16 protein-coding genes are annotated in these 21,582 nt (G+C 66.7%); all 16 read right to left on the reverse strand.

Features of this window, described 5'->3' with window-relative positions; translation table 11 throughout:
• The coding region (locus ACWCPQ_RS27965) for an NAD-glutamate dehydrogenase domain-containing protein (RefSeq protein ID WP_449904335.1) at positions 1–895 on the reverse strand (895 nt) is incomplete at its 3' end.
• A 267-nt stretch (positions 896–1,162) separates the two neighbouring features.
• Positions 1,163–1,879, reverse strand: coding sequence for a hypothetical protein (locus ACWCPQ_RS27970; protein WP_449904338.1), 717 nt, complete (start codon positions 1,877–1,879; stop codon positions 1,163–1,165).
• A 169-nt stretch (positions 1,880–2,048) separates the two neighbouring features.
• Positions 2,049–3,185 (reverse strand): discoidin domain-containing protein, encoded by a 1,137-nt coding sequence (locus ACWCPQ_RS27975; protein WP_449904340.1) that lies wholly within the window; start codon positions 3,183–3,185, stop codon positions 2,049–2,051.
• Positions 3,186–3,292: 107 nt separating this feature from the next.
• On the reverse strand, positions 3,293–3,640 hold the full coding sequence (locus tag ACWCPQ_RS27980; protein ID WP_030525335.1) for a helix-turn-helix domain-containing protein: 348 nt from the start codon (positions 3,638–3,640) through the stop codon (positions 3,293–3,295).
• A 23-nt stretch (positions 3,641–3,663) separates the two neighbouring features.
• Complete coding sequence (eccE, locus tag ACWCPQ_RS27985; protein ID WP_449904343.1) at positions 3,664–5,391, reverse strand: type VII secretion protein EccE; 1,728 nt, start codon at positions 5,389–5,391, stop codon at positions 3,664–3,666.
• The gene (gene mycP, locus ACWCPQ_RS27990; RefSeq protein ID WP_449904345.1) at positions 5,388–6,752 is read right to left on the reverse strand and encodes a type VII secretion-associated serine protease mycosin; all 1,365 of its coding nucleotides are present in this window, start codon (positions 6,750–6,752) and stop codon (positions 5,388–5,390) included. Before mycP ends, eccE begins: the two co-directional genes overlap by 4 nt.
• Positions 6,752–8,290, reverse strand: a complete 1,539-nt coding sequence (gene eccD / locus ACWCPQ_RS27995) for a type VII secretion integral membrane protein EccD (protein WP_449904346.1) — start codon at positions 8,288–8,290, stop codon at positions 6,752–6,754. Before eccD ends, mycP begins: the two co-directional genes overlap by 1 nt.
• Positions 8,287–9,969: an AAA family ATPase gene (locus tag ACWCPQ_RS28000; protein WP_449904348.1), complete on the reverse strand. Its 1,683-nt coding sequence runs from the start codon at positions 9,967–9,969 to the stop codon at positions 8,287–8,289. Before ACWCPQ_RS28000 ends, eccD begins: the two co-directional genes overlap by 4 nt.
• Before the next feature lie 30 nt (positions 9,970–9,999).
• The gene (locus ACWCPQ_RS28005) at positions 10,000–10,869 is read right to left on the reverse strand and encodes an ESX secretion-associated protein EspG (RefSeq protein ID WP_449904351.1); all 870 of its coding nucleotides are present in this window, start codon (positions 10,867–10,869) and stop codon (positions 10,000–10,002) included.
• A 31-nt stretch (positions 10,870–10,900) separates the two neighbouring features.
• On the reverse strand, positions 10,901–11,200 hold the full coding sequence (locus ACWCPQ_RS28010) for a WXG100 family type VII secretion target (protein WP_449904354.1): 300 nt from the start codon (positions 11,198–11,200) through the stop codon (positions 10,901–10,903).
• A gap of 69 nt (positions 11,201–11,269) precedes the next feature.
• Entirely contained in the window at positions 11,270–11,704 is a 435-nt protein-coding gene (locus tag ACWCPQ_RS28015; RefSeq protein WP_449904357.1) for a WXG100 family type VII secretion target, read from the reverse strand.
• 38 nt (positions 11,705–11,742) lie between these two features.
• Positions 11,743–13,149: a PPE domain-containing protein gene (locus ACWCPQ_RS28020; protein WP_449904360.1), complete on the reverse strand. Its 1,407-nt coding sequence runs from the start codon at positions 13,147–13,149 to the stop codon at positions 11,743–11,745.
• A 28-nt stretch (positions 13,150–13,177) separates the two neighbouring features.
• Positions 13,178–13,513 carry a hypothetical protein gene (locus ACWCPQ_RS28025; protein WP_449904362.1) on the reverse strand — a complete coding sequence of 112 codons (336 nt, stop codon included), beginning with the start codon at positions 13,511–13,513 and terminating at the stop codon, positions 13,178–13,180.
• 121 nt (positions 13,514–13,634) lie between these two features.
• Positions 13,635–17,645 (reverse strand): type VII secretion protein EccCa, encoded by a 4,011-nt coding sequence (eccCa, locus tag ACWCPQ_RS28030; protein ID WP_449904364.1) that lies wholly within the window; start codon positions 17,643–17,645, stop codon positions 13,635–13,637.
• Positions 17,642–19,177, reverse strand: a complete 1,536-nt coding sequence (gene eccB, locus ACWCPQ_RS28035) for a type VII secretion protein EccB (RefSeq protein WP_449904366.1) — start codon at positions 19,175–19,177, stop codon at positions 17,642–17,644. Before eccB ends, eccCa begins: the two co-directional genes overlap by 4 nt.
• Before the next feature lie 122 nt (positions 19,178–19,299).
• Positions 19,300–21,057, reverse strand: a complete 1,758-nt coding sequence (gene eccA, locus ACWCPQ_RS28040) for a type VII secretion AAA-ATPase EccA (protein ID WP_449904368.1) — start codon at positions 21,055–21,057, stop codon at positions 19,300–19,302.
• Positions 21,058–21,582 lie beyond the last annotated feature (525 nt).

Consider the following 21,582-nt stretch of genomic DNA (forward strand, 5'->3'; position numbering starts at 1 on the left):
CCTCCAGCCGATCCGACCACCGCAAACCACCACGCGCCACCGCACCGAACCGCAGATGCACACCCTCCACCCGCGGCGAATACACGAAGATCTCGAACTTCGGCCGCGGCTGCGGCAGCAGTGCGATCGACTGGGGGTCGAATTTCAGCGAGAGATGCGCGGACGGTTCGCCGTCACCGTCGCGCCGGAAGTAGTTGGTGCGCAGAGTCGCGGTGACCACATTGAGGACCGCGCGCAGCACCCGGTCGGTATCCAGGCTGACCACCGCGTCGATTTCGGCTTCCAGCCATTCCGCGATTCCCGCGGCCGAATCGGTATCGCCGTCGGGATCGAAATAGGCCTCGAACAGCCGGACGAAACCGCGCGACATCTCCGGATTGGCCAGCAGCACACGGGTGATACCGGCGGCGCCGTAGGAGAATCCGGCCTGCTTCAGGTACTTGGCGTAGGCACGCAGCACCACGACCTGACGCCAGTGCAGCCCGGCCCGCAGGATCAGCTCGTTGAGCGTGTCGACCTCCGCGACACCGAACCACATGGCCTCGAACGCCGCGGTGAAACGCTGCGCGATCCCCTGTGCACCGGGGCTTTCGGGCTGGTCCAGATCGGCTTCCAGCTCGGGATCGAGTTGGGTACGTAAGACCGCCGAGACCACCCGTAACCGGAAATCGTAGATCCAGTCCGATGCGCCCTCGGATTCCACCTGATAGGGCCGCTCGTCCACGACCTCGACGCCGAGGCTGTGCAGAACCGGGAGCACCCGGCTCAGCGAAACGCCCTCACCGGCGGCGTAGAGGGTGAAGCGCCACTCACCCGGCGGAGCCTCGGCTGTGCGGTACAGCGCGGTCCGGAAACGCGCCGACCCCAGTTCGGCCGGATCAATCCGGAATCGCATCGGCGAAACTGTGTCCTGCATTGTCGTCACCGTGATCGCGCCTTTCCGCTTCGGTTTCGAGCTTTCTCTACTCGGGCACTCTACGCGTTTAATGTGCCGTTGTATAGCGGTACGTTACGCGTGTGTAAACGGTCACCGATTCCCGCGCTCCGGGAAGAAAGCACACTATCGAGATGTTCGCGGTGGGGCATAGTTCGGATAGGTCCGGAGCACAGTCGATTTCCGGCCCACCGGAATCGGCACCGGCCGGGCACAGCCGGGTCGCCCCTACGGATGCAACAGCCCGGACCTCACCAGGAAAGTCCGCGCTCCCGAACTGTCCGCGAACGCACCGGTATCCACCCGCAGACCCGACTGGGTATCGGCATACCAGACCGCACCGGAGGCGCTGATCGCCGCGAAGACGTCCCCGTCGGATACGACACTGCCGCCCGCGGCACGCCACTGCGCGATGGCCTGCGTCAATGCGGCGGGCGCCGCGGTCTGCACCTGAAAGGCCAGCGAGCGGCCGTCGGTGATCTCGCCCATCAGCAGCGGGCTACCGGCATCGAGGACACAGCTCTGGACACCGTCGGTCTCGTCGTGTGGGCGGCAGGACGCGGTCTGCAGCGGACCGGGCAGGGCCGCGACAGCGTCGGTCGCCGCGACCGGGCCCCCACCGAAACCCGACGGCCCGGTGAGCGGTGGGCCGGTCAGGGTGCAGGACTTCACCATCAGGAAGGCGAGCACCAGCAGCACCGCCACCGCGATACCGCCGGCCGCGCGCCACTGCCATTTCGGATGATGCTTCTGAACGACGGTTTCCGCCTCGTCGACCAGATGGGAACGGATGAATCCGAGCACACCGCGACGGTGGCCGTGCTGCCCGTGCGCTCGGTGCTCGGCATCCCGATGCTCCGGCGAAGCCGTCCCGGCCGCACTGTGGTGACCGTGCCCACCCGGCACTCCCAACGCACCGGCCCAGCTGCTCATCTCCGCCGTCACGCTGTGATGATGACCGACCGGCGCCGCCGGGCCGTCTGGTCCGGATGACGGCGTGCTCACGGGCAGTGGCGCACCACAATTGGCACACGCCGAAACCCCCGCGGCCGCGGAATGCCCGCAATACTGGCATCGCGCCGTCATCGCCCTGCTCCATGTTCCACGGCCGGTCTCACTGTCCGGTGATGACGATCGACGAGATGGCCACACTGTTGGCCGAGGTATCGCCGCTGGATTTCAATACGGTGAGCGTGATCTCCGACGCCTGGATCGGCGGCTCGATCTCGGTCACCACCAGCGACCGCTGATCCAGCGTTTCCTGGGTGTAGGTCGTCTTCTCGTCGTCGTTCAACTGATAGGAGACACGGCTGACCGTACGGTATTTCGTCCATTGATCGGTGCCGTCGGTACCCACGTGATCCCAGCCGGGCACGATCGCGATCGAATCGATCTTGTACTTCTTACCCAGATCGATCCGCAACACCTGGCCATCGATCTTGTACGCGCGGGGGCACGACCAGGCCTTGTCCGGTTCGCCGGAGAAAGCGTCCATCCCGTCGGTGCCACCGTCCGGGCATTTCGCCACCGCCGATTCCACGTCTATGGTGCCGCTGCCGGCCGCCGCGGTGGTCTGCGGCGCGGGCTGGACCGGGGCCTGGGTCACCGCGAGCGGCTGGGTCCGGGACTCGTCCTCCTTGCCGTTGGTCACCACCAGCAGCAACACGATCAGGAGCGCGACCACTGCCGCGACCGCCAGCGCGACCCGCGGTTTGCGCAGCTGGTCGGCGACCTCGCGGGCGATGTCCTGCGGAGACTGCCGTTCGGACCCGGTGGCTCCGGGAGCGGGCGACTGCGCGGCCTCCGCCTCGGGCGGGGCCGTGGAATTCAGCCGGTCCGCCACCCGTTCGGCGTTGTCCGAGGCGAACGACGATTCCCGGGTATCGGGCAGCTGACCGCTGAGCAGTGCGTTGATCCGGTCGCTGGCCGAAGGTCCGGCCGTCGACCGCCGGGGTCGCGATACCGCGGGACCGGAATCCGTTTCGGCCGGAGGCGAGCCGACACCCACCGGCGGCGGCGGTGGGGTGTCGTCGATATCGGGTACCGTCTCGCGAACCCGGGGGGCCGGGGCGAGTAGCGATTCGTCGAAGGCGACCCCGGGAGCTTCCCGGACGGGACTCGGCTCTGCTTCGGGTACCGGTTCTGCCGGGGGCTCGCTCCCCGCGAGTCCGAAAGCCGGATCCGCCAGTAGGGCGTCCAGAATGGCGCCTCGATTGCGGATGAATACGTCTCCGGAATCCGCATCGGGCATGCCGGAATGGTATCGGCTACGAACCCACCGAACGCCCCATCATTCCCACGATTGGGAACTGCACCGGGCTCCGGGGACGGGCCGCGCGACCCTCGCCCCCACCCGGGTCAGCGTGTCTTCTCGGCCGTCACGAAATACTCCGGCGGCACATCGAACACCCGCGCGAGCGCGATGATCAAATCGAGTCGCGGGATGGCGTCGCCGTGGATCAACCGGTACAAACCGGACTGCGAGACCGGCACGTCCGGATAGGCGAGCTCCAGGTGCTGGGCGAGCGAATACAACGTCAGCCCGCGAGTCGAGCCGTCTTCGGTGGACACCACAGATTCGGCGATCAGTTCCGACAGCCGGCTGGAGAAGATCGCCGCGGCAGCCTGCCGCGGTGTCTGCTCCTGCGCGCCGTCCGGGTTGTCGAATCTGCCACTGTCAAATTCGGGATCCGCTACCACGGTCATCGAGATTACCTGCTCTGTCCTACTCACCGGGCCGGATATCCCTGAGGCCGGGTCACCGGGACCGTCCGTTCGGAATTGCCCGACGGCGGGGCCGCCGTCGGCGGTCGATCACTGTGGTCGAGATAGCGGGTTTCGCCGCGTGGTTCGACCAGGTTCACCCGGACAGTGCGCATCGGGATCCGCACATCGAGCTGGGCCTCCCCGACCTGTTCGATCGAAAGGTCCACCGAACTACGGCGGGGACTCCCCGGATCGCTGATCGAGACGGTGGTCGGCGATACGGACGCCTGCGGCGGTAGCTGATCGAATACCGTGATGGTGGCATTCGCGCCCGGCTCCTCGCCGTCGCCCTCGACCAACCGCAGCGATCGGGCGTCGCCGACCGCGGTCACCAGATGCTGCCAGCGCTGCGGCCGGTTGGTGTGCACCTCGATATCGGCGCCGACCACGGTCGCCCGCAGCACCAGCTGCTGGGCGATGGGGAGCATCGCGTGGACGTCGACGGTACGTCGGCGCGGATTGTAGGGGGCCGGATCGTAGAGCGGCATCGCGAGCTGATGGCGTGTCTGCCCGCTGATCGCGCCCAGGATCTGGCCGTTCGGTCCGATCGGTACCGCGAGACCGGCACTCAGCTCCTCGGGCGCCTCCTCGACAATGTCCTCGTCGCGGGTCAACTCGCGCAGCGATACCCCCGTGGGCAGGGTCGCACGGAGCGCCACCGACTGACGGCCGGGCAACCGGCGCAGGTAATCGGGCAGTGCCTCGGTCATGGCCGGGCCGATATAGCGCACGACCGCCCGGGGCCGGTCGGCGCCGGAGAGGCTGACCACGAGTGTGGTGCGGCCGCTGTTCCAGGTCCAGCAGTCGTCCAGACCGGAATCGTCGAGCTCCGCCCAGTCGATTCCGAAACTCGTGACGAAACGGCCGGGTACCGAGGTTTTCAGGCGTTCCCACTGTTCGGTCAGATCACCGAGCTCGGCGCCCGCGTGCAGTAGCCGGGTCGCGTCCAGCAGCGCCGATGCAGGCAGCGGATGGGCCGCCACCCCGCGCTCGCGCAAGCGCCCGGCGATCCGGTGCGCCGCGGTGGCCAGTGTGCGCGGCGCGACCACCGAACACGGGCCGCGTTTGGCCAGCGCCAGCAGGTTGCGTTCCTGATCCAGCCGCAGGACCAGCCAGGTCAACCGGTTCCCGACCACTGGATGAGACCCGATCAACTGGTCGTAGAGCATGCTGTAGCTACCGGCCGCCCGCACCCGCTGGCCGGTGGTCACGATATCGATATCGATACCTATGCCGTAGTGGTCGAGCATCGGCAGCAGACTCGCCACCGAGACCGTGTCCTCGGTATAGATCGTCTGTTCGGCGATCACCGTCGGCAGGTCGAGGTTCGGCGCCAGCTGGATCATGGCGATCAGTACGTCACCGTCCTCGGCGATACCGCAGAGTCCGGCGGATACGTCGACATCGCGTACCGGGAGCGGCGCGGTGAGCAGCGATGCCCGGACCGACCTGCCGGTCCGGAAATCGAGCCAATCGATGAACCACCGCACCGGCGTCCGGCCCTTGATCCGGACCACCACCGTCAGCATCGCTCCGGCGATGATGAGCGCGGCACCCCACAGCGGTAGATACGCGGACAATCCGGCCATCACCACACTGCCTCCGATCGCCATCACCGCAAACGGACCGCGTTCGACCCCGGCGACGCGGCGGCCCGGGGCCCGTACGGCCCGTTCCGCAGTAATCGTCACCGCCGCTGCCTCCGCCGCGAATTCACACCGTAGGTCGCCGCCGCACCGATCAGCACCGCGGAGATGATCACGATCGCCGCGGTGATACCGGGCCTGGCGTCGGGTGCCCGCGGCGGCGGCGGCAACTCGAGATCGGCGGCCTGGAACAGACCCTCCGGAGGTTGGGGCGGTGTCCGGTAGCTCAGCGCCGCGACCGGATCGATCATGCCCGCACCCACCATATTGTCGATACCGCGTGCCGGGGCGTGCGCGCTCGCGGTGAGCCGGGCGGTGATCTCCGCCGGGGTCTCGTTCGGATACCGCGAGCGCACCAGTGCCGCGACTCCGGCGGTATAGGCCGCCGCGAAGGAGGAACCGCCCACGGGGCCGAGTTTCCCGGGCTCCCCCACACCGTTGATCAGACCCGCGGATCCCGGCCCCAGCGATTCGATACCGGTGCCGGGAGCGGCGACGGTCACCCACGGTCCCAGGAGGGACTGGTCGGTGGCCCCGCCGAACGCGTTGGTGTATCCCACGGTCACCACGGACTCGCTGAAAACTCCAGGTGCCGAAGCAGTTTTCACGTATTTCCAGTTCCTGGGATCGCCGGGCCGGCCGGGATCGAATCCCGGATTCTGGGTGCAGCCCATACTGTCGGCATTACCCGCGCCGGCCACGATGAGTGACCCCCGGGTGTGCACGGCGTAGCCGATCGCCTCGGCCAGAACTCCCAGATCGACACCCGAATCCACCGGTAGGCACACCGGCAGCGGCACCACGATGATGCCCGCGCCGAGATTCGTGGCATGTGTGATCGCGCGCGACAGGTTCCGGACCTCCAGCGCGAGCCGCTCCCGTTGATCGCCCATTCCGCGATCCACCCGGAACGCCGCGGACCGATAGCGAATGGACAGGATCCGGGCGTCGGGGGCCACGCCGGTGAATCCGTCGGCAGGATCGGCAGCACCGCCGATGATCCCGGCGATCAGGGTGCCGTGCGCATCGCAATCCTGCAGCCCGTCGCCGCCGGCCGCGATGTAGTCGCCACCCGGCGCCACGTTGGGCAACCGCGGGTGCGGGGTGACGCCCGTATCGACCACCGCGACGGTCACTCCCATTCCGCGACTGAGCGTCCGGGCGTCCGCGAGATTCAAGGCCAGCTCCGACGGCGGCGTCCTGGAGATATCGGTGTCCTGCAGGACGCCGGTCGACAGACAACCGCTCTCCTGCTTCGTCGGCATCTCCGGAGCGGCCGGCCCGTCCGGCGGGGCGACTCCGACCACCACCTCGGGTGGTACCAGGGCGACCGCGGGCGCGGCACCCGCACCGAGCAGCAGAGCGACCAGGGCCACCGCCGCCGCACTGGTCGAGCAACGGCCCATCAGATTCCTCGCATGGCGGTGTACACACCCATGATCCAGAAGGCGATCACCGGCACCACCAGGATGAGCGCGTACTCGATGAGATCGGTGATCCGGCGGGTGACCGGTGTCAGCCGCTTCCCGGGCAGCCGCAGCGACGCGGCCAGCGCGAGGCACGCGATCAGCGCGGCCACCATCACGACGGCGAGCCGGGCCAACGATGTCTCGTATGCCGTCACAAGTACGGCCGCCACCCCGAGCACGGTGACAGTGGACCCGATCACCAGTGCGATCGCCTGGATCCGGTCGGGGTACCAGCGAGAACGCATGGCCAGGATGCCGGCCACCGCAGCGCCCATCACGATCTCCCGGATCCCACCAGGGCTCACCGCGGCACAGATCACCGTGGCCACCGACACCAGCCCGGAAACAGCCACGATGAGACCGCGCAAGCTGGTGACAGCGAGCCGTGCCCGGCTCTCGATTCCCGCTTCGGCGGAACGACGGGTCTGCTCCGCGGCCGCGGCGTCGGCGGCCTCCTGCTCGACATCACGGTGGGTTTCCGCGTCGAAGATATCGGTGAGTGTGGCCGGGTTGACCTCGTTGCCGGGGTCGGGCAGGTCCGGCGGCCGGATCCTGGCGATGACCACCGCGATCCGTGGCGCCGACGTGAGCAGCACCAGCCCCACGAACACCGCGGCGCCCGCCACTTGGCGGGTCACCAGGTCGAAGTAGGCCAGCGGCAGCACGAGCAGAGTCACCGCGATGCCGAGGACGGCGACACTCATCAAGGTGGCGATACCGCTACCGGTCAACCGCATCATCGCCATGGCGGCGACCGCGGTGACCACCGCACCGGCCACGATATTGGCCGGCGCGAACGGGCCGGGCTCGCCGTAGGCGGGCGGAACCAGCATGGCGCTGCCCGCGAAGAGCAGCGGGATCGCGGCCAGTCCCGCACCCAGCGAGATCCGCCGGGCCGCACCGCTTCCGCGGATGGCGACGGCCGCCGCCCAGCACGCCACGCCGAGCAGTAGCGCGGGCAACCCGCACCAGAGCAGCGAACCGGACTGGGTCCACGCCCAGGACAGCATCGCCGCCAGGCCCACGGAGCCGACGCCGAAGACACCGAGCCCCACGATCGCGGCCGTTTCGGCATCGAACTCCGCGAATTCGCGCTCGTTGATCAGCGCCAGCGCGTCGGTGATGTCCTCCACGACCGGGGTGAAGACCTCGGACGACTCCACCGGCGCCAGCATGAGCACCGTCCCGTCGACGATGTCGTGATCACCGAGGCTCCGCCACCGCGGAATGGGTGGCTCGCCCGGCCGCGCCAAACTCCATTGGCCGTGCGGCGGAGTGAAATCGACTTCCTCGTCACCGATCGCATTGGCGAGGACGGCGACCAGGTCGTCGATGAAGGTTTCGACGGTGAACTTGGTCGGTACGACCACATCCACCTGGTAGGTGGCGACCATGACGGCGATGCGCGCCCGCGCCACCTCCGCCGGCGCGGCGTCCCCGGACGGGGCCGCCGGCGCCGTCTGCACAGATGTCACCGCATGCCCCCGTGGTCGCCGCCGGACGGCTCTGCGACATAACCGGGGAAGTCGTCGGCGAGACCTGCCGCCAGTTCCTCGAAGGCCAGCGCGGTCTCCTTCTCCAACATGCGCAGATCGATCTCGCCGCCCTCGGCGAGATGGGGATCGAACGGGATCTGAATGGTGGGCCGTTGCGCCGAGGCGAACAACTTCTCGATCGCCTCGATATCCACAGTGGGTTTCACCGGGTGCTGCCGCACGATGGCCACCACCGAGGAGGCGATCAGATGATCGAAACCGTGCGAACTCAACCAGTTCAGCGTCGCGACGGCACCGGTTACTCCGCCGACGGTCGCGGGCGTCACCACCACCACGGCATCACTGGTACGCAGCACAGTGTTGGTCGACGAATCGAGCACACCGGTTCCACAGTCGACCACGAGCAGATTGTAATGGCGACGCAGGATCTCCACACCGGTCTGGTACTCGCTGCCGGTCAGGGCCTCCCCCGCGTCCGTGCTCCAGGGTGATGCCACTACCGCGAGATCGGCGGTGTTGACCGACGTGTAGGAATGCACGGCCGAGAAGGAATCCAGGCGACCGCCGGCCTGCGCGAGATCACGCAGCGTGAGGCCGAACTGATGCCGGGTGGTGCGGCTGGACAGATCACCGAAATCCGGGTTCGCGTCGATGGCGACCACCCGGTCCGGCCGCAACTTGGCGAAGGTGGATCCGAGCCCGGCCGCGGTCGTGGTCCGGCCGACGCCGCCCTTCACACTCACGACCGCGATCTGATAAGGCGCGGTGAGCTGGCGGCGGATCCTGGTGCGCCGGTTCTCGGCCTGCTGTTCGGCCGGTGAGAGGCCGAGGTTGAACCCGACCTTGTTCAGCGCGCCACGGACGCCCTTGTTCGAACGCAGATGGGCTTGGCGCACGGCTGCGATCTCGGCGAGGAGTTCCGCGGAGGCCAGGGCCGGTGGCAGTACTTCGATCCGCCCGCTGGTCTCATAGACAGGCCGGTGGATCCGATCCGGCACCCGGGACGCGTCGGTGCCGTACTGCGGAGCAGCCGGCTGAGCGCCCGCGGCCGGCGAGTAGCCGGTGTAGGACTGCTGGGGACCGGCGTACCCGGTGGCCGCGGAGTAGCCGGTCGAGGCCGCGGATTGCGTGGGCGGCGGCGGCGACGCGGCGGCGGGCGAGGTCCAGCTGTCCGGCGCGGCCGCGGTCTGTTCCGGCGCGGCCGGGGGCGGCGGCGCTACGCTCTGGCCGCCCTGCTGCTGTCGGCGTGCGATGGCCTGCTGTTCTTCGGCGATCGCCTGCTGGTGCGCCGTGGCGGCGCGCTGTCGCAGATCGGCGAGCTCGCCGTCGTCCACGGCAGGCGCTTCCGGAACGGACCGCGGCGGCGCGGCGGGCGGCGATACCGAGGTCGGCGGCGGAGCGACCGATTGCTGATCGGTCGCGGGCCCGGGCACCGGCTGCTGCGGTGTGGCCGAACTCATCTGATCGGTCCCCGATTCCGGTGCCGTAGTGGGATCGGCCCCGGAGGCCGCGGATGAGATCTCGGGAGGGCCGGCAACGCTGGCCGCGGTGGCTGCCGCGTTACCGGGAGGTTCCTCGAGCTGTGCGAAGTAGGCGTCGTAACCGCCTTTGGCGAGCGCAGCGGAAGCGTCGCCGTTGGTTGTCGGTGCCCGGTTCATCTCACCGTCCTCTCATCCAGCGCTGGAACGTCAACCGGTGCGCGCGGTATCGAACCAGCTGTGGCCGGGCAGCAGCTCGGCCAGAGTGTTGATACCACTGTGCAGGGACGCGTGGTCACCCGGCCGGAAGGTCGACCGGATCCGGCCGTCCATCGCGACGCTCGGTGTGATCACGAAGCGCCCCGAGAACGTGTCCAACACGTTCATACAGATTGTGAAGTCAGGTGTTTCAGGTCCGCCGTCCCGATGTTCGATCATGAGGACTTCGGCTTGCCGGACGATTTCGCCCAGCGCGCGCGTCAGCACGTTCGCGGTGCGTGGCGTGGCGCCCAGGGCACGCAGACCCGCGCGTACCTCGTCGGCGTCCCGCGGCGGCTCGGCATCCTCCTCCATATCGGACTCGGACTTGGTGAACGGTTCGAAATCCAGTACCGGATAGTCGCCGAGTACCGATCCCAGGACCGCGGTGAGCGTATCCAGCTGCCGGCCCTGGTGGAAGACCGACTGGATGACGACTTCGTCGTCGCAGCGGACGGCGAGTACATGCTGGTCTCCACTACGGACCAGCGACAGCCGCAGCATGGTCGGGTTCTCACCACCGCGGCCGTTGTCGAGCACCCGGGCGACCAGCTCGGTATCGGGCCGTTCCAGGCACCGCAACCAGCCGGCCACCACCGGGTTCACCTCACCGCCGGAGACGATCCCGTCCGCGGTGAGTTGTTCCACGACGACCGCCCGGACCCGGTCGCGGTCGGAAATCCGGTAGATATTCGGAGTGATCGCCAGAACCAGTGGGTATGAGTCGATGCCGACCAAGTCTTTGAGGACGAGGGCGGCATCGACATTCAGATCCACCGATACCGGATCGCCGGATTCCACCTCCGCCGATGCTGTGTCCACCGGCGTATTTCCGGTCAAACCCGCACTCGCCTCAGAGCAGGTTCCGGAACATACCGGCGACCTGCTTGTCCGCGTCGCCGATCAGCGTGGCGGCGTGGTTCGTCGCCTGGTCCAGGCTGTTGATGCTGTTCTGGTACGCGTCGAGCCGCGACTGCAGCTGGAGTGCCACACCCTCGTAGCTGTCGGCACCGTCACCCTTGAACTGGGTGAGCAGCATATCCTTCAGGCCCCTCAGGGTCTGAATGTTGTCTGCCATGCCGCTGACGACGCCCTTGACCTGGGTCAGAGCCGTCTCGATTTCGGCCTTATTGGTAAAGATCGGCTGACTCATTGAAGAGAACCTTCTCTCGAATATGAAAGGAATATGAACGATTCAGGCCGGCAATGCCGGAAGGACCGGTTACGCCCAGTCGACCTTGGCCTTGGACGGGCCGGCAGTGCTTTCGAGCGGGCCGTTGTCCGCCCAGGTTCCGGTACCACCCGAATTGAAGCTTCCGTCAGCGGCATCTCCCATTTTCGCGACGAGCTGCTGCATCGCCTGGTGGTCCTCTGCACCGAATTTCTGACTCGAGGAAAGGATCATCTGCATGATCTGCTCGATATAATCCGAAAGCTTGGCACCGGTGGTGAGAACGTTGCCGAACGCGTTGTAGACCGCATTACCGGCATTGCCCTTGAACGCCGACTGCAGGGCGCCCTGCGATTTGCCGAGATTGCCGATGTGGCTCTCCAGGGTCTGCAGAGGCCCATCCATCTTCTTGGCGAAGTCCATCAGGACATCTTCGTCCGCTTCTGTAATGTTGCCGCCGGAAGGAGCAGCTACACCTTCAGCCATGGTGTTCTTCCTCTCGATAATTCAGTGAACCCCGGTACTCACCGGGTGCTGTAACCATTCTCCGGCTCGTTCTCTTCGTCGAGCCGGTCCAGTACTCCCACGAGTGAGGAGTCCACGAGCAGTTCGGTATCGGGTTCATCGTCCTCGTACTCGATCACACCGATCACCGGTGGACGCTCGAGCTCCGGAACCTCGAATTGCTCACCGGGCGTGAACACCTTGCCCGTCCGCTTTTCCTCCTCCTTGCGGCGGCGCCGCATTCGCGCGGTCGGTGCCGATACCCGCCGCGCCGCGCCGCGCCCCGCGGCCGAGGCTGACGTGGTGGGATTGGCTGCACCGAAAGCGGTGCCCGTCCCGGGATTCCAGCCACCCGGCAACCGGAAACCGGTGGCCATACCGGACATCGCGCCGATACCCCCGCGCATCATCCCGAATCCGGTCAATGCGCCGGCCCCACCGTTGAGGGCGGCGAGCGTCGAGGAATTCGAGGTAACCCCCTGCAACGGGCTGTTGTTCACCGAGTCGGCGTCGTAGCCGTTCGCGGAGGGATCGATCCCCGATTCGGAACCCATCGGCTGTTGCGGATCGCCGAGCTGCTGATCCCCACCCGACGACCCCGGATCTCCGCCGTCACCACCGCTTCCCGGATCCCCGCCGTCGCCACCGCCGTCGCCACCGCTGTTCGAATCACCCCCCGAATCGGATCCGTTGGTCGGGCCGTCTTTGGGCGTATCGGTGTTTCCGGGGTAGTGGGGACTGTCGGGGCCGTTGGTGATCAAGTCCTTCAGCGGGCCCACCGCGTCGAGCGTGGGCGGTCCCGACGCGCCCGGGCCGGGCAATACGATCGGCGGGGGTGGCGTGAAAGAGGCGGCCACCCCGACCATATCGACGAGCAGGCCCAGCGCGCCTATTTCGTAGCCCATCATCGTCGCGGCCGCCTGGATCCGCAGCCGGTTGTATTCGAACTCGGCCATCGCATGCCAGGCAGTGGCTCCCGCGAATACCACGAGCGCCGCCGCTGAGGCCGGTCCCGCCCCGGCGGAGGCGACCGTGCCGGATGTCGTCATCAGCGCGGCCGAGGCAGCCAACTGCGCTATGGCGGCCTCGATCTCGAACCGCGAAGGCATTGCCGCGAGGGCATCGTTGTGCAGTCCGGCTCCGCGATCGGCCAGCTGGGCGATCTTCCCGGCGGCTCCGGCCTGTTCCCGGACCCATCGGTTGTGATCGCCGAAAGCCGCCCGAGCCCGCTGGGAACTCACGCCGTGGGGCCATACGGTGGCCATGTTCTTGATCAGGCCGTCCGTATTGGTCGCCGCGATGTCCAGCGCATCGTCGATCGCTTTGTACGCCGTGGAAGCGTTGTTCAGCGGAGCCGCGCCGGCCCCGGAATCGATCAGATCCCGATTCTGCAGCGGCTCCAGGGCGAAATATTCGAAGAACGGCATGGGATCCCTGTTCCGAGCAGGTTAACGATCAGCCGCCGAACACCGAGCCGGCGACGGCACCACCGACTGCCGACACCTCGCCGCCGCCTGCGGTATCGGTGGACTCGAAGGTCACCGATACCGGTCCGAGAGCGGATCCGAAGAGACCGCTCTCGGCGTTGCAGGCCGCGAGGTACGCGTTCATCACGACATCGACGATGGTCATGCCGGCCGTCATATAGAGGCCCGGTGCGCATGCCACAGACGGTGCGGGCACCGTGAACGGCGCCATCGACTGCAGGAACGACTCCAGGCTGGATCCCTGCGCGCTCACCGCGGCGCCGATGGCCGGAAGGTCTGCAGGGCTTACTTCGAAGGGGATCATCGATAGCTCCGATCGATAAACGTCCGTGCCCGTTGCCGGTCGGTGCAACAGAGCGGTACTAGAAGTACGCTAGGCCATTCCCATTTCTGGGGAGTCCCGCTGATCGGCCACCGACCGGCGATCACTCGGGAGTCCAGGCCGCCTGCACCAGATCCTTCGACGAGGTCAAGGGCTCCACCAGAATGCCGCGGCCCAGCGGCTGTTTGGTGGGTTTCACATCACCGATGAGGATTCCGTCCAACTTCGTGCCGTCCATGATCAGACCCGAACAGTTCAGATTCTTCATCTGTCCGAGGACGCCGTCGTACATGGCCGAGTCCGCTTGCGCGATATTCCGGGCGACGATCAGGTGGAACCCGGTATCGCGACCGTCGACGATGAGGTCTTTCAGCGGGTCCAAGGGATTCAGCTGCCCGCGCTGGGCGACCATGTGGTAATCGTCGACCACCACGAAGATCTCCGGCCCGCTCCACCAGGATCGCTCTTTGAGTTGCTGGGACGTCACACCGTCCGGGGCCCGGCGGGCACGCAACTTCTCCGTGATGAACGGCAGGTTGTCCGCCACGTCACGCGCGCTCGTCAGATACCCGATCGACTGTTCCTCCGGTATAGCGTCCATATGCCGTCGCCGGTAGTCGACCAGCAGGATCCGGGCCTCGTCCTTGGTGAAGCGGGCCCGGATGGATTCCAGGATCGCGGCCAGCACTGTCGATTTCCCGCAACCGGTCGATCCGAGGATGACGAAGTGGGTGGAGACATCGAAATCGAGCACAGCGGGTGCCAGGTCGGACTCCCGGACGCCGAACGGAACAGCAAGGCGTTCGGCGAGATTCGTGGGCTGCGGAACCCGCGCCAGAACCTGGGGCATCGTGACCTGGGTCGGCAGCAGCCGGACTTCGGGTGCTTGCCTGCTCCCATAGGTCTGGCTCACCTCGGCTATCGCCGCACTCAACCCCGCTGCCGCGGTCTCCGCATCACCGTTGCCGTCGGTACGCGGCAGTGCGGTGAGCATATGGAGCGCGTCGTTGGAGACGCAACGGCCGGGGCGGTTCGGCGGCACCGCGGCCACTACCGCCCGGTGGGCGTTGAACACCGTATCGGTGAGATCGCCGAGCCGCATCTCGAGACGGGTCTGCACCAGATCTTTGAGCTGAGGCCGGATGGCAGCCCAACGGGAACTGCTGATCACCAGGTGCACACCGTAGTTGAGGCCCTGCAGAGCCACCGATTCCATGGTCGGCATGTACTCGTCGTAATACGGCCCGTTGATGGCGAATCCGATATCCCAGCCGTCCACGACGACGAATACATCACCGTGTTCGTCGCCGTAGGACGACAACTCGGCGGAGCCCTCCGGAGTGTTGCGGCGCCGGCGGAATTCCCGCATGGAGTCGATTCCGAGGTGATCGAACAGCGCCTGCCGGGACGCGATCACATTGCGGATCAGTGCGAAGGTCCGCCGCATCCGGTCCCCGTCACGCGCCGAGGCCACCGAGCCCACATGGGGAAGGCCGCGCATCGCGGACAGACCGCCGGAGAAATCGAAGCAGTAGAACTGCACCTGCTCCGGCGTATGGGTCAGCGCGGCCGACATGATGAGAGTTTGTAGTGCCGTCGATTTACCGGACTGCGGACCGCCGACGACCGCGACGTGCCCGCCGGCGCCGGAAAGGTCTACCGACCACACGTCCTGACGCTGCTGACGCGGTTTGTCGATGATCGCCCAGGGCAGCACGAGCGAGCCGGCTTCGGCGCCGGCGGTCAGCCGGTCCAGCGTGGGCGGCACACCCAGCGGCGGCAGCCACATCTTGTGGGCCGGCCGACCGTGCCGCGAGAACTGCTGCAGCACCATCTCCATCACACTGATCGGTTCGTGATCGTTGTCCTCAGGCTCCGGCGCCTGTACGGCGGCCACGACCGGCGCCGTACGCGCTTCGGCGATGAAACCGGCGGTGAACCGCTGCGGCGGCTTGTATCCACCGCCCGGGCGACGGGCGCGCTGCGCACTGGACGTGGTCGCCTGCGCCGGCGCGGTGTATGCCCCGCCGACGTACGCCGCCTGGAAACGCTGCAGGTCGCCCGCGCCCACCCGCAGATACCCGGAGCCCGGCTTCTTCGGCAGGTGGTACGCGTCCGCGGTGCCGATGGCGTCACGGGAGTCGCTGGTCTGGTTGGTTCGCAGTGCGATTCGGTAGGACAGGTGCGCCTCGAGCTCACCCATCCGGTTCGCCGGCACCTTCTGTGAGGACAGCAGCAGGTGGATACGCAGCGAACGGCCGAGGCGGCCGATCGCGACGAACAGCTTGGAAAAGCTCGGATGCTGCTCCAGCAGTTCGGCGAACTCGTCGAGAATGATCATCAGGGTGGGCAGCGGCTCCAGTCGGGCACCCTGCTCCCGCGCCTTCTCGTAGTCGGCGACACTGGCGAAGTTTCCCGCGTCACGCAGCACGCGCTGACGTCGGGCCATTTCACCGTTGATGACGTCTTCCATACGAGTGACGAGATCCGCTTCTTCCTCCATGTTGGTGACGACCGCGGTCACATGGGACAACCGGTCGAACCCGAGGAAGGTCGCACCACCTTTGAAGTCGACGAGCAGCAGGTTGAGGACGTCGGGCGAATGGGAGGCGATCGCGGAGAGCACCAGGGTGCGCAGGAATTCCGATTTACCGGAACCGGTCGCGCCGATGCACATTCCGTGCGGTCCCATGCCCTCTTCGGCGGATTCCTTGATGTCGAGGTGGACGATCTGGCCGGTGGGATCGTGCCCGAACGCGATGTTCAGCCGGTTGCGATCGGCGTCGCGGCGCACCGGCCACGCCCGATCCACCCGGATATTGCCCGGATCGGGAATCCCGACCATGTCCTCCCAGGACGTGCTGCCGCTGGCCTGTTCGGCGGCCACCGCCTCCACCACGGTGGACAGCCGGTACGGCGACAGCGTCCGTGCCACGGCGGTGGCCTGTGGGATCGACATATTGTCGGCGGTGCCGACCAACCGGCTACCGCGTGGTGTCAGCTCCTGGAGGGTGCGGTCGGCAGTGAGGGAGAACTTCAGCGACCGCGGCAGCGACTGCTCCGATTCCCCGAGCCGTAGCCAGGTACAGCCGTCGATACCGGAGATATCACGATCGGTGTTCGCCCCGCCCGACTCCACGAGTAGCACGAAATGTGATTTGTCCAGAGCCGGCTCGTTGTTCGCGGAGAACGGGCCGCGATTGAGCCCGGCGAGCACCTTCGTGCGCAGTTCGGCGACGGTCCGATACACCATCCGACTGGAGCCGATGGCATCGGTCTCCGCGGGGTGCTGGGTATGCGGCAACCATTTCAGCCAGGCCCATTGCGGATCGTCCGGATTGTTGAGCACCGCCGCCACCGCGACCTGGTCCGGTCCGTGCAGCACCACGATCTCGGCCAGCATGGCCCGGACCAGGCCCGCCACCGCCTCCGGATCGCCGCCGAGTTCGACCAGCGGCGCCGACAGCAGATTGATGGCCACCGGCATTCCGCCGACCGTGGAATAGGCTTTGGCGAAGCGGGTCAGCTCGACCACGCCGACGGGATCCAGATCCGAGGTGGGTGCCGCCTCCGGAACGATGACCCGGACCTGGTTGGCGATCCGCCCCCGCCCCATCCGCACTCGTAGGAACTGGGGATTGGCGACCTGCACCTCCCACATCCGCTTACCGCCGACCAGGCGTCCCAGGCCCGCCGGGCCCGGATGGGTGTAGGAGAGATAGTCGTAGAGTTCGGTCTCCGACTCGTGCACCGTTTTCCGGTTGTCGGTGATCGAGCGCAGATAATCCTTGCGTTCCTCGTTCAGCCCGGCCGCTGTGCTGTTTGTCCCCCCGCCGCCACCCAGCTGGCCCCCGACCATGCCGAACATCGACACGATCATCATCATGGGGAACATCAGCATCATCGGCGACATGGCCCGGCCGCCGGAGAACATCATCGCCATCATGCCGACCATCGCCGCCACCATGATGACCGGCATGATCATCTTGATCTTGGACATCGGCACCGGCCGCGGCAGCTCGGTCGGCGGCTGCAACCGGAGTTCGGTGACGGCGGGCGCTTTGGGGCCGCGCACCATACGAGCCGGCCGGACGAAACGGCGCGTCGCGGTCATTTGTTCCCCGTCATCTGCACACCCGTCATATTCGGCGGTATCCCGTCGTGTTGGATCATCGCGTCGCCGACCGAGAGCGTCGGTCCCACGGCGAACAGCGAAACGATGCTCCACGGCGCTGTCACCGGCTCACGCAGACCCAGCGCGGTCAATGTCGCCTTGCCGCCACTACCCGACTCGTTCATGTCGATTCCGTAGCGGACACCGCTGTCCGATATCCAGTACAGCGATTCACGCAGCGGCGATCCGGGCTCGGCGCCGGTGACCTGGACGAACTTTCCGGTGGTCCGGGGGAGGTACGCGAAGTCGGCTGTCATACCTCCCGAATAGGGGGCGGTGACCAGTCCGACGGTGCGGCCCTGTTCCTCTTTGGTGAGCGGCAGCTGCCGGCCGAACAGCAACCGGGTGTGCGCGTCCGGATCGGTACCGGTGCGCTCCCAGTGATAGCAGGTGACGAGGTCCCGGATGGGGTCGAGGATTTCGACCGATTCGGCCGGATAGGTAGCGGTGCCCGGCCAGTCGCCCGGGCGCAGGTTCGCCGCCGCCACATCGGGTCCGATGGTGGTGGTGGCGACCGCACCGTGCGAGTTCGAATTGCGGACTATCGATGCCAGTACCCCGCTGACCCGCACCAGCCCGGCATTGGACACGAGATAGTAGGTGGCCGGCTGATTCGGTGTGGCGACCGTGAGGATGGATCCGACCACCGCGTCGAGCGCCGGTTTCAGGGTCGTGGGCGATCCGGAGTTGGGAACATCCGGGACGCGGATCGGCGCGACCTCCGGGATCGCCCCCAGCAGCCCCGGCGACGCGGCGGCCACCTGAGCCCGGCTGTCGATCCCGAGAGCCAGCATCACGGGTGAATCGGCGAGATTGATCTCGGCGCGCACCACGCCCTGTTCCGGATCGGAGTACACGAGCCAGGTGGCGTCCTCGCCACGTAGCAGCCGGGCCTGGCGACCGCTCAGTTCATGGACAGCGTCGTCGTCGACGGTGATCGGCCCGGCGATGGCGGTGGTGAGCACCGCCGAACGCAACAGTGTCGGCAGCCCGGTCTTGGGGTCGACGGGTGCCGCGGCACCGGTGCGGGCGGTATCGCAGACCGTCCATTCGGAGTCCTTCTCCGCTTCGTCGTTGATCTGCCCCGGGGCACCCGGTATTCCGACCCACGGACCACGCGGATACTTCGCGAGCTCGGACTGCGATACTTCCACCGGATTGGCCGCCTTGCCGACGATGAGCCGGGCCGAGGTGAGATTGAGCGCGGGATGTATCCGGTCCCCCAACTTCACATACAGCGCACCGCTGTCTTTTTCGGCGAGAATCGGGGAGTCCCCGACCGGTTTCGCGGGCTTGAAGAAGGCAAGGACAGCGGCCGCGGCGATTCCCACACAGGCCAGCGCGACCCCGATGGCCAACGCCGTGGACCGGCCACGGGAGGGATCGTCGATCATCGAGGCGTCGCGGCGCACCAGGGCGTGTTCGATCCGATGTAGCAGAAACCGCCAACCCGAAACCTGGTGCTTGGTCACCACCCGGAAGCGTGCCACCGGTATACGTTCCCTTCCGCCGACCCTGGCCACAACCTAGCGCGCATGCCTGAACCGACTACTCCCCAGAATTGGGAACAGCCGGTCAGGCGGGTTGACGGACGCTATCTATCGACCGGCGCCAGCCCCTGGAGTGCGGTGCTGATATCGAAGGCGTCGATGGTCATGAGCTCTTCATCGGTGAGCGAGGCGATGTCCACGTTGTCGCGGGTGAACCGGAAATCACGCTCCGACTCCGCGGCCTCCACGACATTGCGCACGAAACGACCGTTGCCGGCGAGATCGATGAGGCGGCGGCCGTTCCGGTTCTGTTCCGACATCGTCGTGCACCGGTCGCGCAGAACTTCGCGAGCCTGATCCGACAGGATCGAATCCTTCTTGCCCGCGATGAATTCGGCGATCTGGACGAGTTCGTCCGGATCGTAGCTGGGGAACCGGACCCGCTTGGTGAAACGGGACGACAGACCCTCGTTCGACTGCAGGAACCTGTCGATCTCGGCCTCGTACCCGGCGATGATCACGACCAGCTTGCTCCGGTCGTTCTCCATCCGGGCCAGCAGCGTGTCGACCGCTTCCTTACCGAAGGCGTCACCACCGGACAGCCCCTCCTGGATCAGGGTGTACGCCTCGTCGATGAAGAGCACACCACCGAGCGCGGAGTCGATCAGCGCATTGGTCTTGGGCGCGGTATGGCCGAGGTGGGTGCCGACCATATCGTTACGCGAAGCCTCGATGACCTCGGCGTTCTCGACCACGCCGAGCCCGGCGAAGATCTTGGCGATAACCCGCGCGATGGTGGTCTTACCGGTACCCGGAGGGCCGGAGAAGATGAGGTGATTCGATCGCGAGTCGACCGCGAGACCGCGCTTGGCCCGGACCTGGTCCATCAGCACACCGGATTTGAGGCGGTCCACCTGCTCCTTGACCGAGTCCATCCCGATCTGCGACTGCAGCAGCTTGGAGGCCTCTTCGAGCAGTTCGTCGCGTTCGGCCTTGGCCGCGCTGGCCGCTACTTCGGCCGGGTCGTCGCCGGATTTGGGATCCCAGATATCGGTCCGCGAGGCGATCACCGCCGGAGTGGTGACCTCGAGCCGGAAGTTCTTGTCCCGCACTGCCTGCTGCCAGTGCTCCCGGTTGGGCCACAGACCGGAGCCCTGCAGTCCCTTGAGGATCTTGTCGGCGGCGTCGTGTTCACCGTTGTGCCGCAGGATCATTCCGAGCAGGTAGTGGGCATCGGCCCAGATGTAGGACAAACTCCCGGACTGGCTGTCCTCCACGATCCGCTGGGCCCGCGGCAATGCCTCCCCGAATCTGCCGAGATGGGCCAGCGCACTGGCGGCCATCAGTTCGGCGGCGATATCGAGCAGTCCGTCCTCGAGCACTGTTTTGGCGGCCCGCGCGGTGAGCACGTCGGGCCAGCGTCCGGTCCGGTAGAACAGGGCTATCCGGGCGAAGTCGGCGACATCGTCACCGCGCACCTCGTCCAGGATCGCGGCCGCCTCCTGCCACTCCCCGCCGTCGGCATACGCGCACGCCTGCGCGATGGCGATCTGGTCGCGATCGGCCATCGCGACCCGTAGGCCGAAGACCCCGATCTCGACCTGACACCACAGCGCCCGGTCGACCAGACCGGCGCGCTGCTGATCACGGTAGAGATTATGGGAGGAACGGTAAGCGCCGTAGATGACCTCCGACGTGACCTCCCCCGCCATGGCTCGTCCCAGCCATGCGTCACACATATCCGGATCGATATCCGTGGCCGCTGTGAACGCCGCGCGGGCATGCTCTTCGTTGCGCACCCCACCGGCGACCAATCCCAAACTCTGCACGCCCGTGTAGAACGCGTCCTCGGCCGCTGACAACTCGGACTTCCCTTCCGCCGGACCCTCGCCTGCTGGCAGGGTAAGCCACCCTGGGCCCACGGTAGACATCGGGTATTTCCCGGCACTGGGAAGCCGACCCGGCAGGTGAACGCGGCGGTGAAGTATTCGGCGCCCGCACCGGAGGAGGCGAGCCGGCATCGGCGCAGAATCGGACGAAAGCCGCAACTCTCCCGAATTGACATTCCCATCAGCGAACGAGCCGTAATCCAGCGATAAGTTAGTTGCCGGACGGGGTGCGCGCACCGCCGAGACGCGACTCGGCGCCGAGTCACCACCACCCCTTCACCCCATGTTGATCATGAAATCGGTTGTCAGCGAGACGTTTCAGCGCTCGGGACACCCACCTCGGCGGCAATCGGCCCGCTACCCGAGACGGGCGGAATTCCCCCTCCTGAAAATAGTGCCGTTGTTGAACGGCACATTATTTCTGGCTATAGTTGGCCGCAGGTCACCAGTTCCCTCATCCCTGATGACCTCACCGCGGCGGCCGGTGGAAACAGCGAG

It is taken from the genome of Nocardia sp. NPDC001965, from assembly GCF_053594175.1.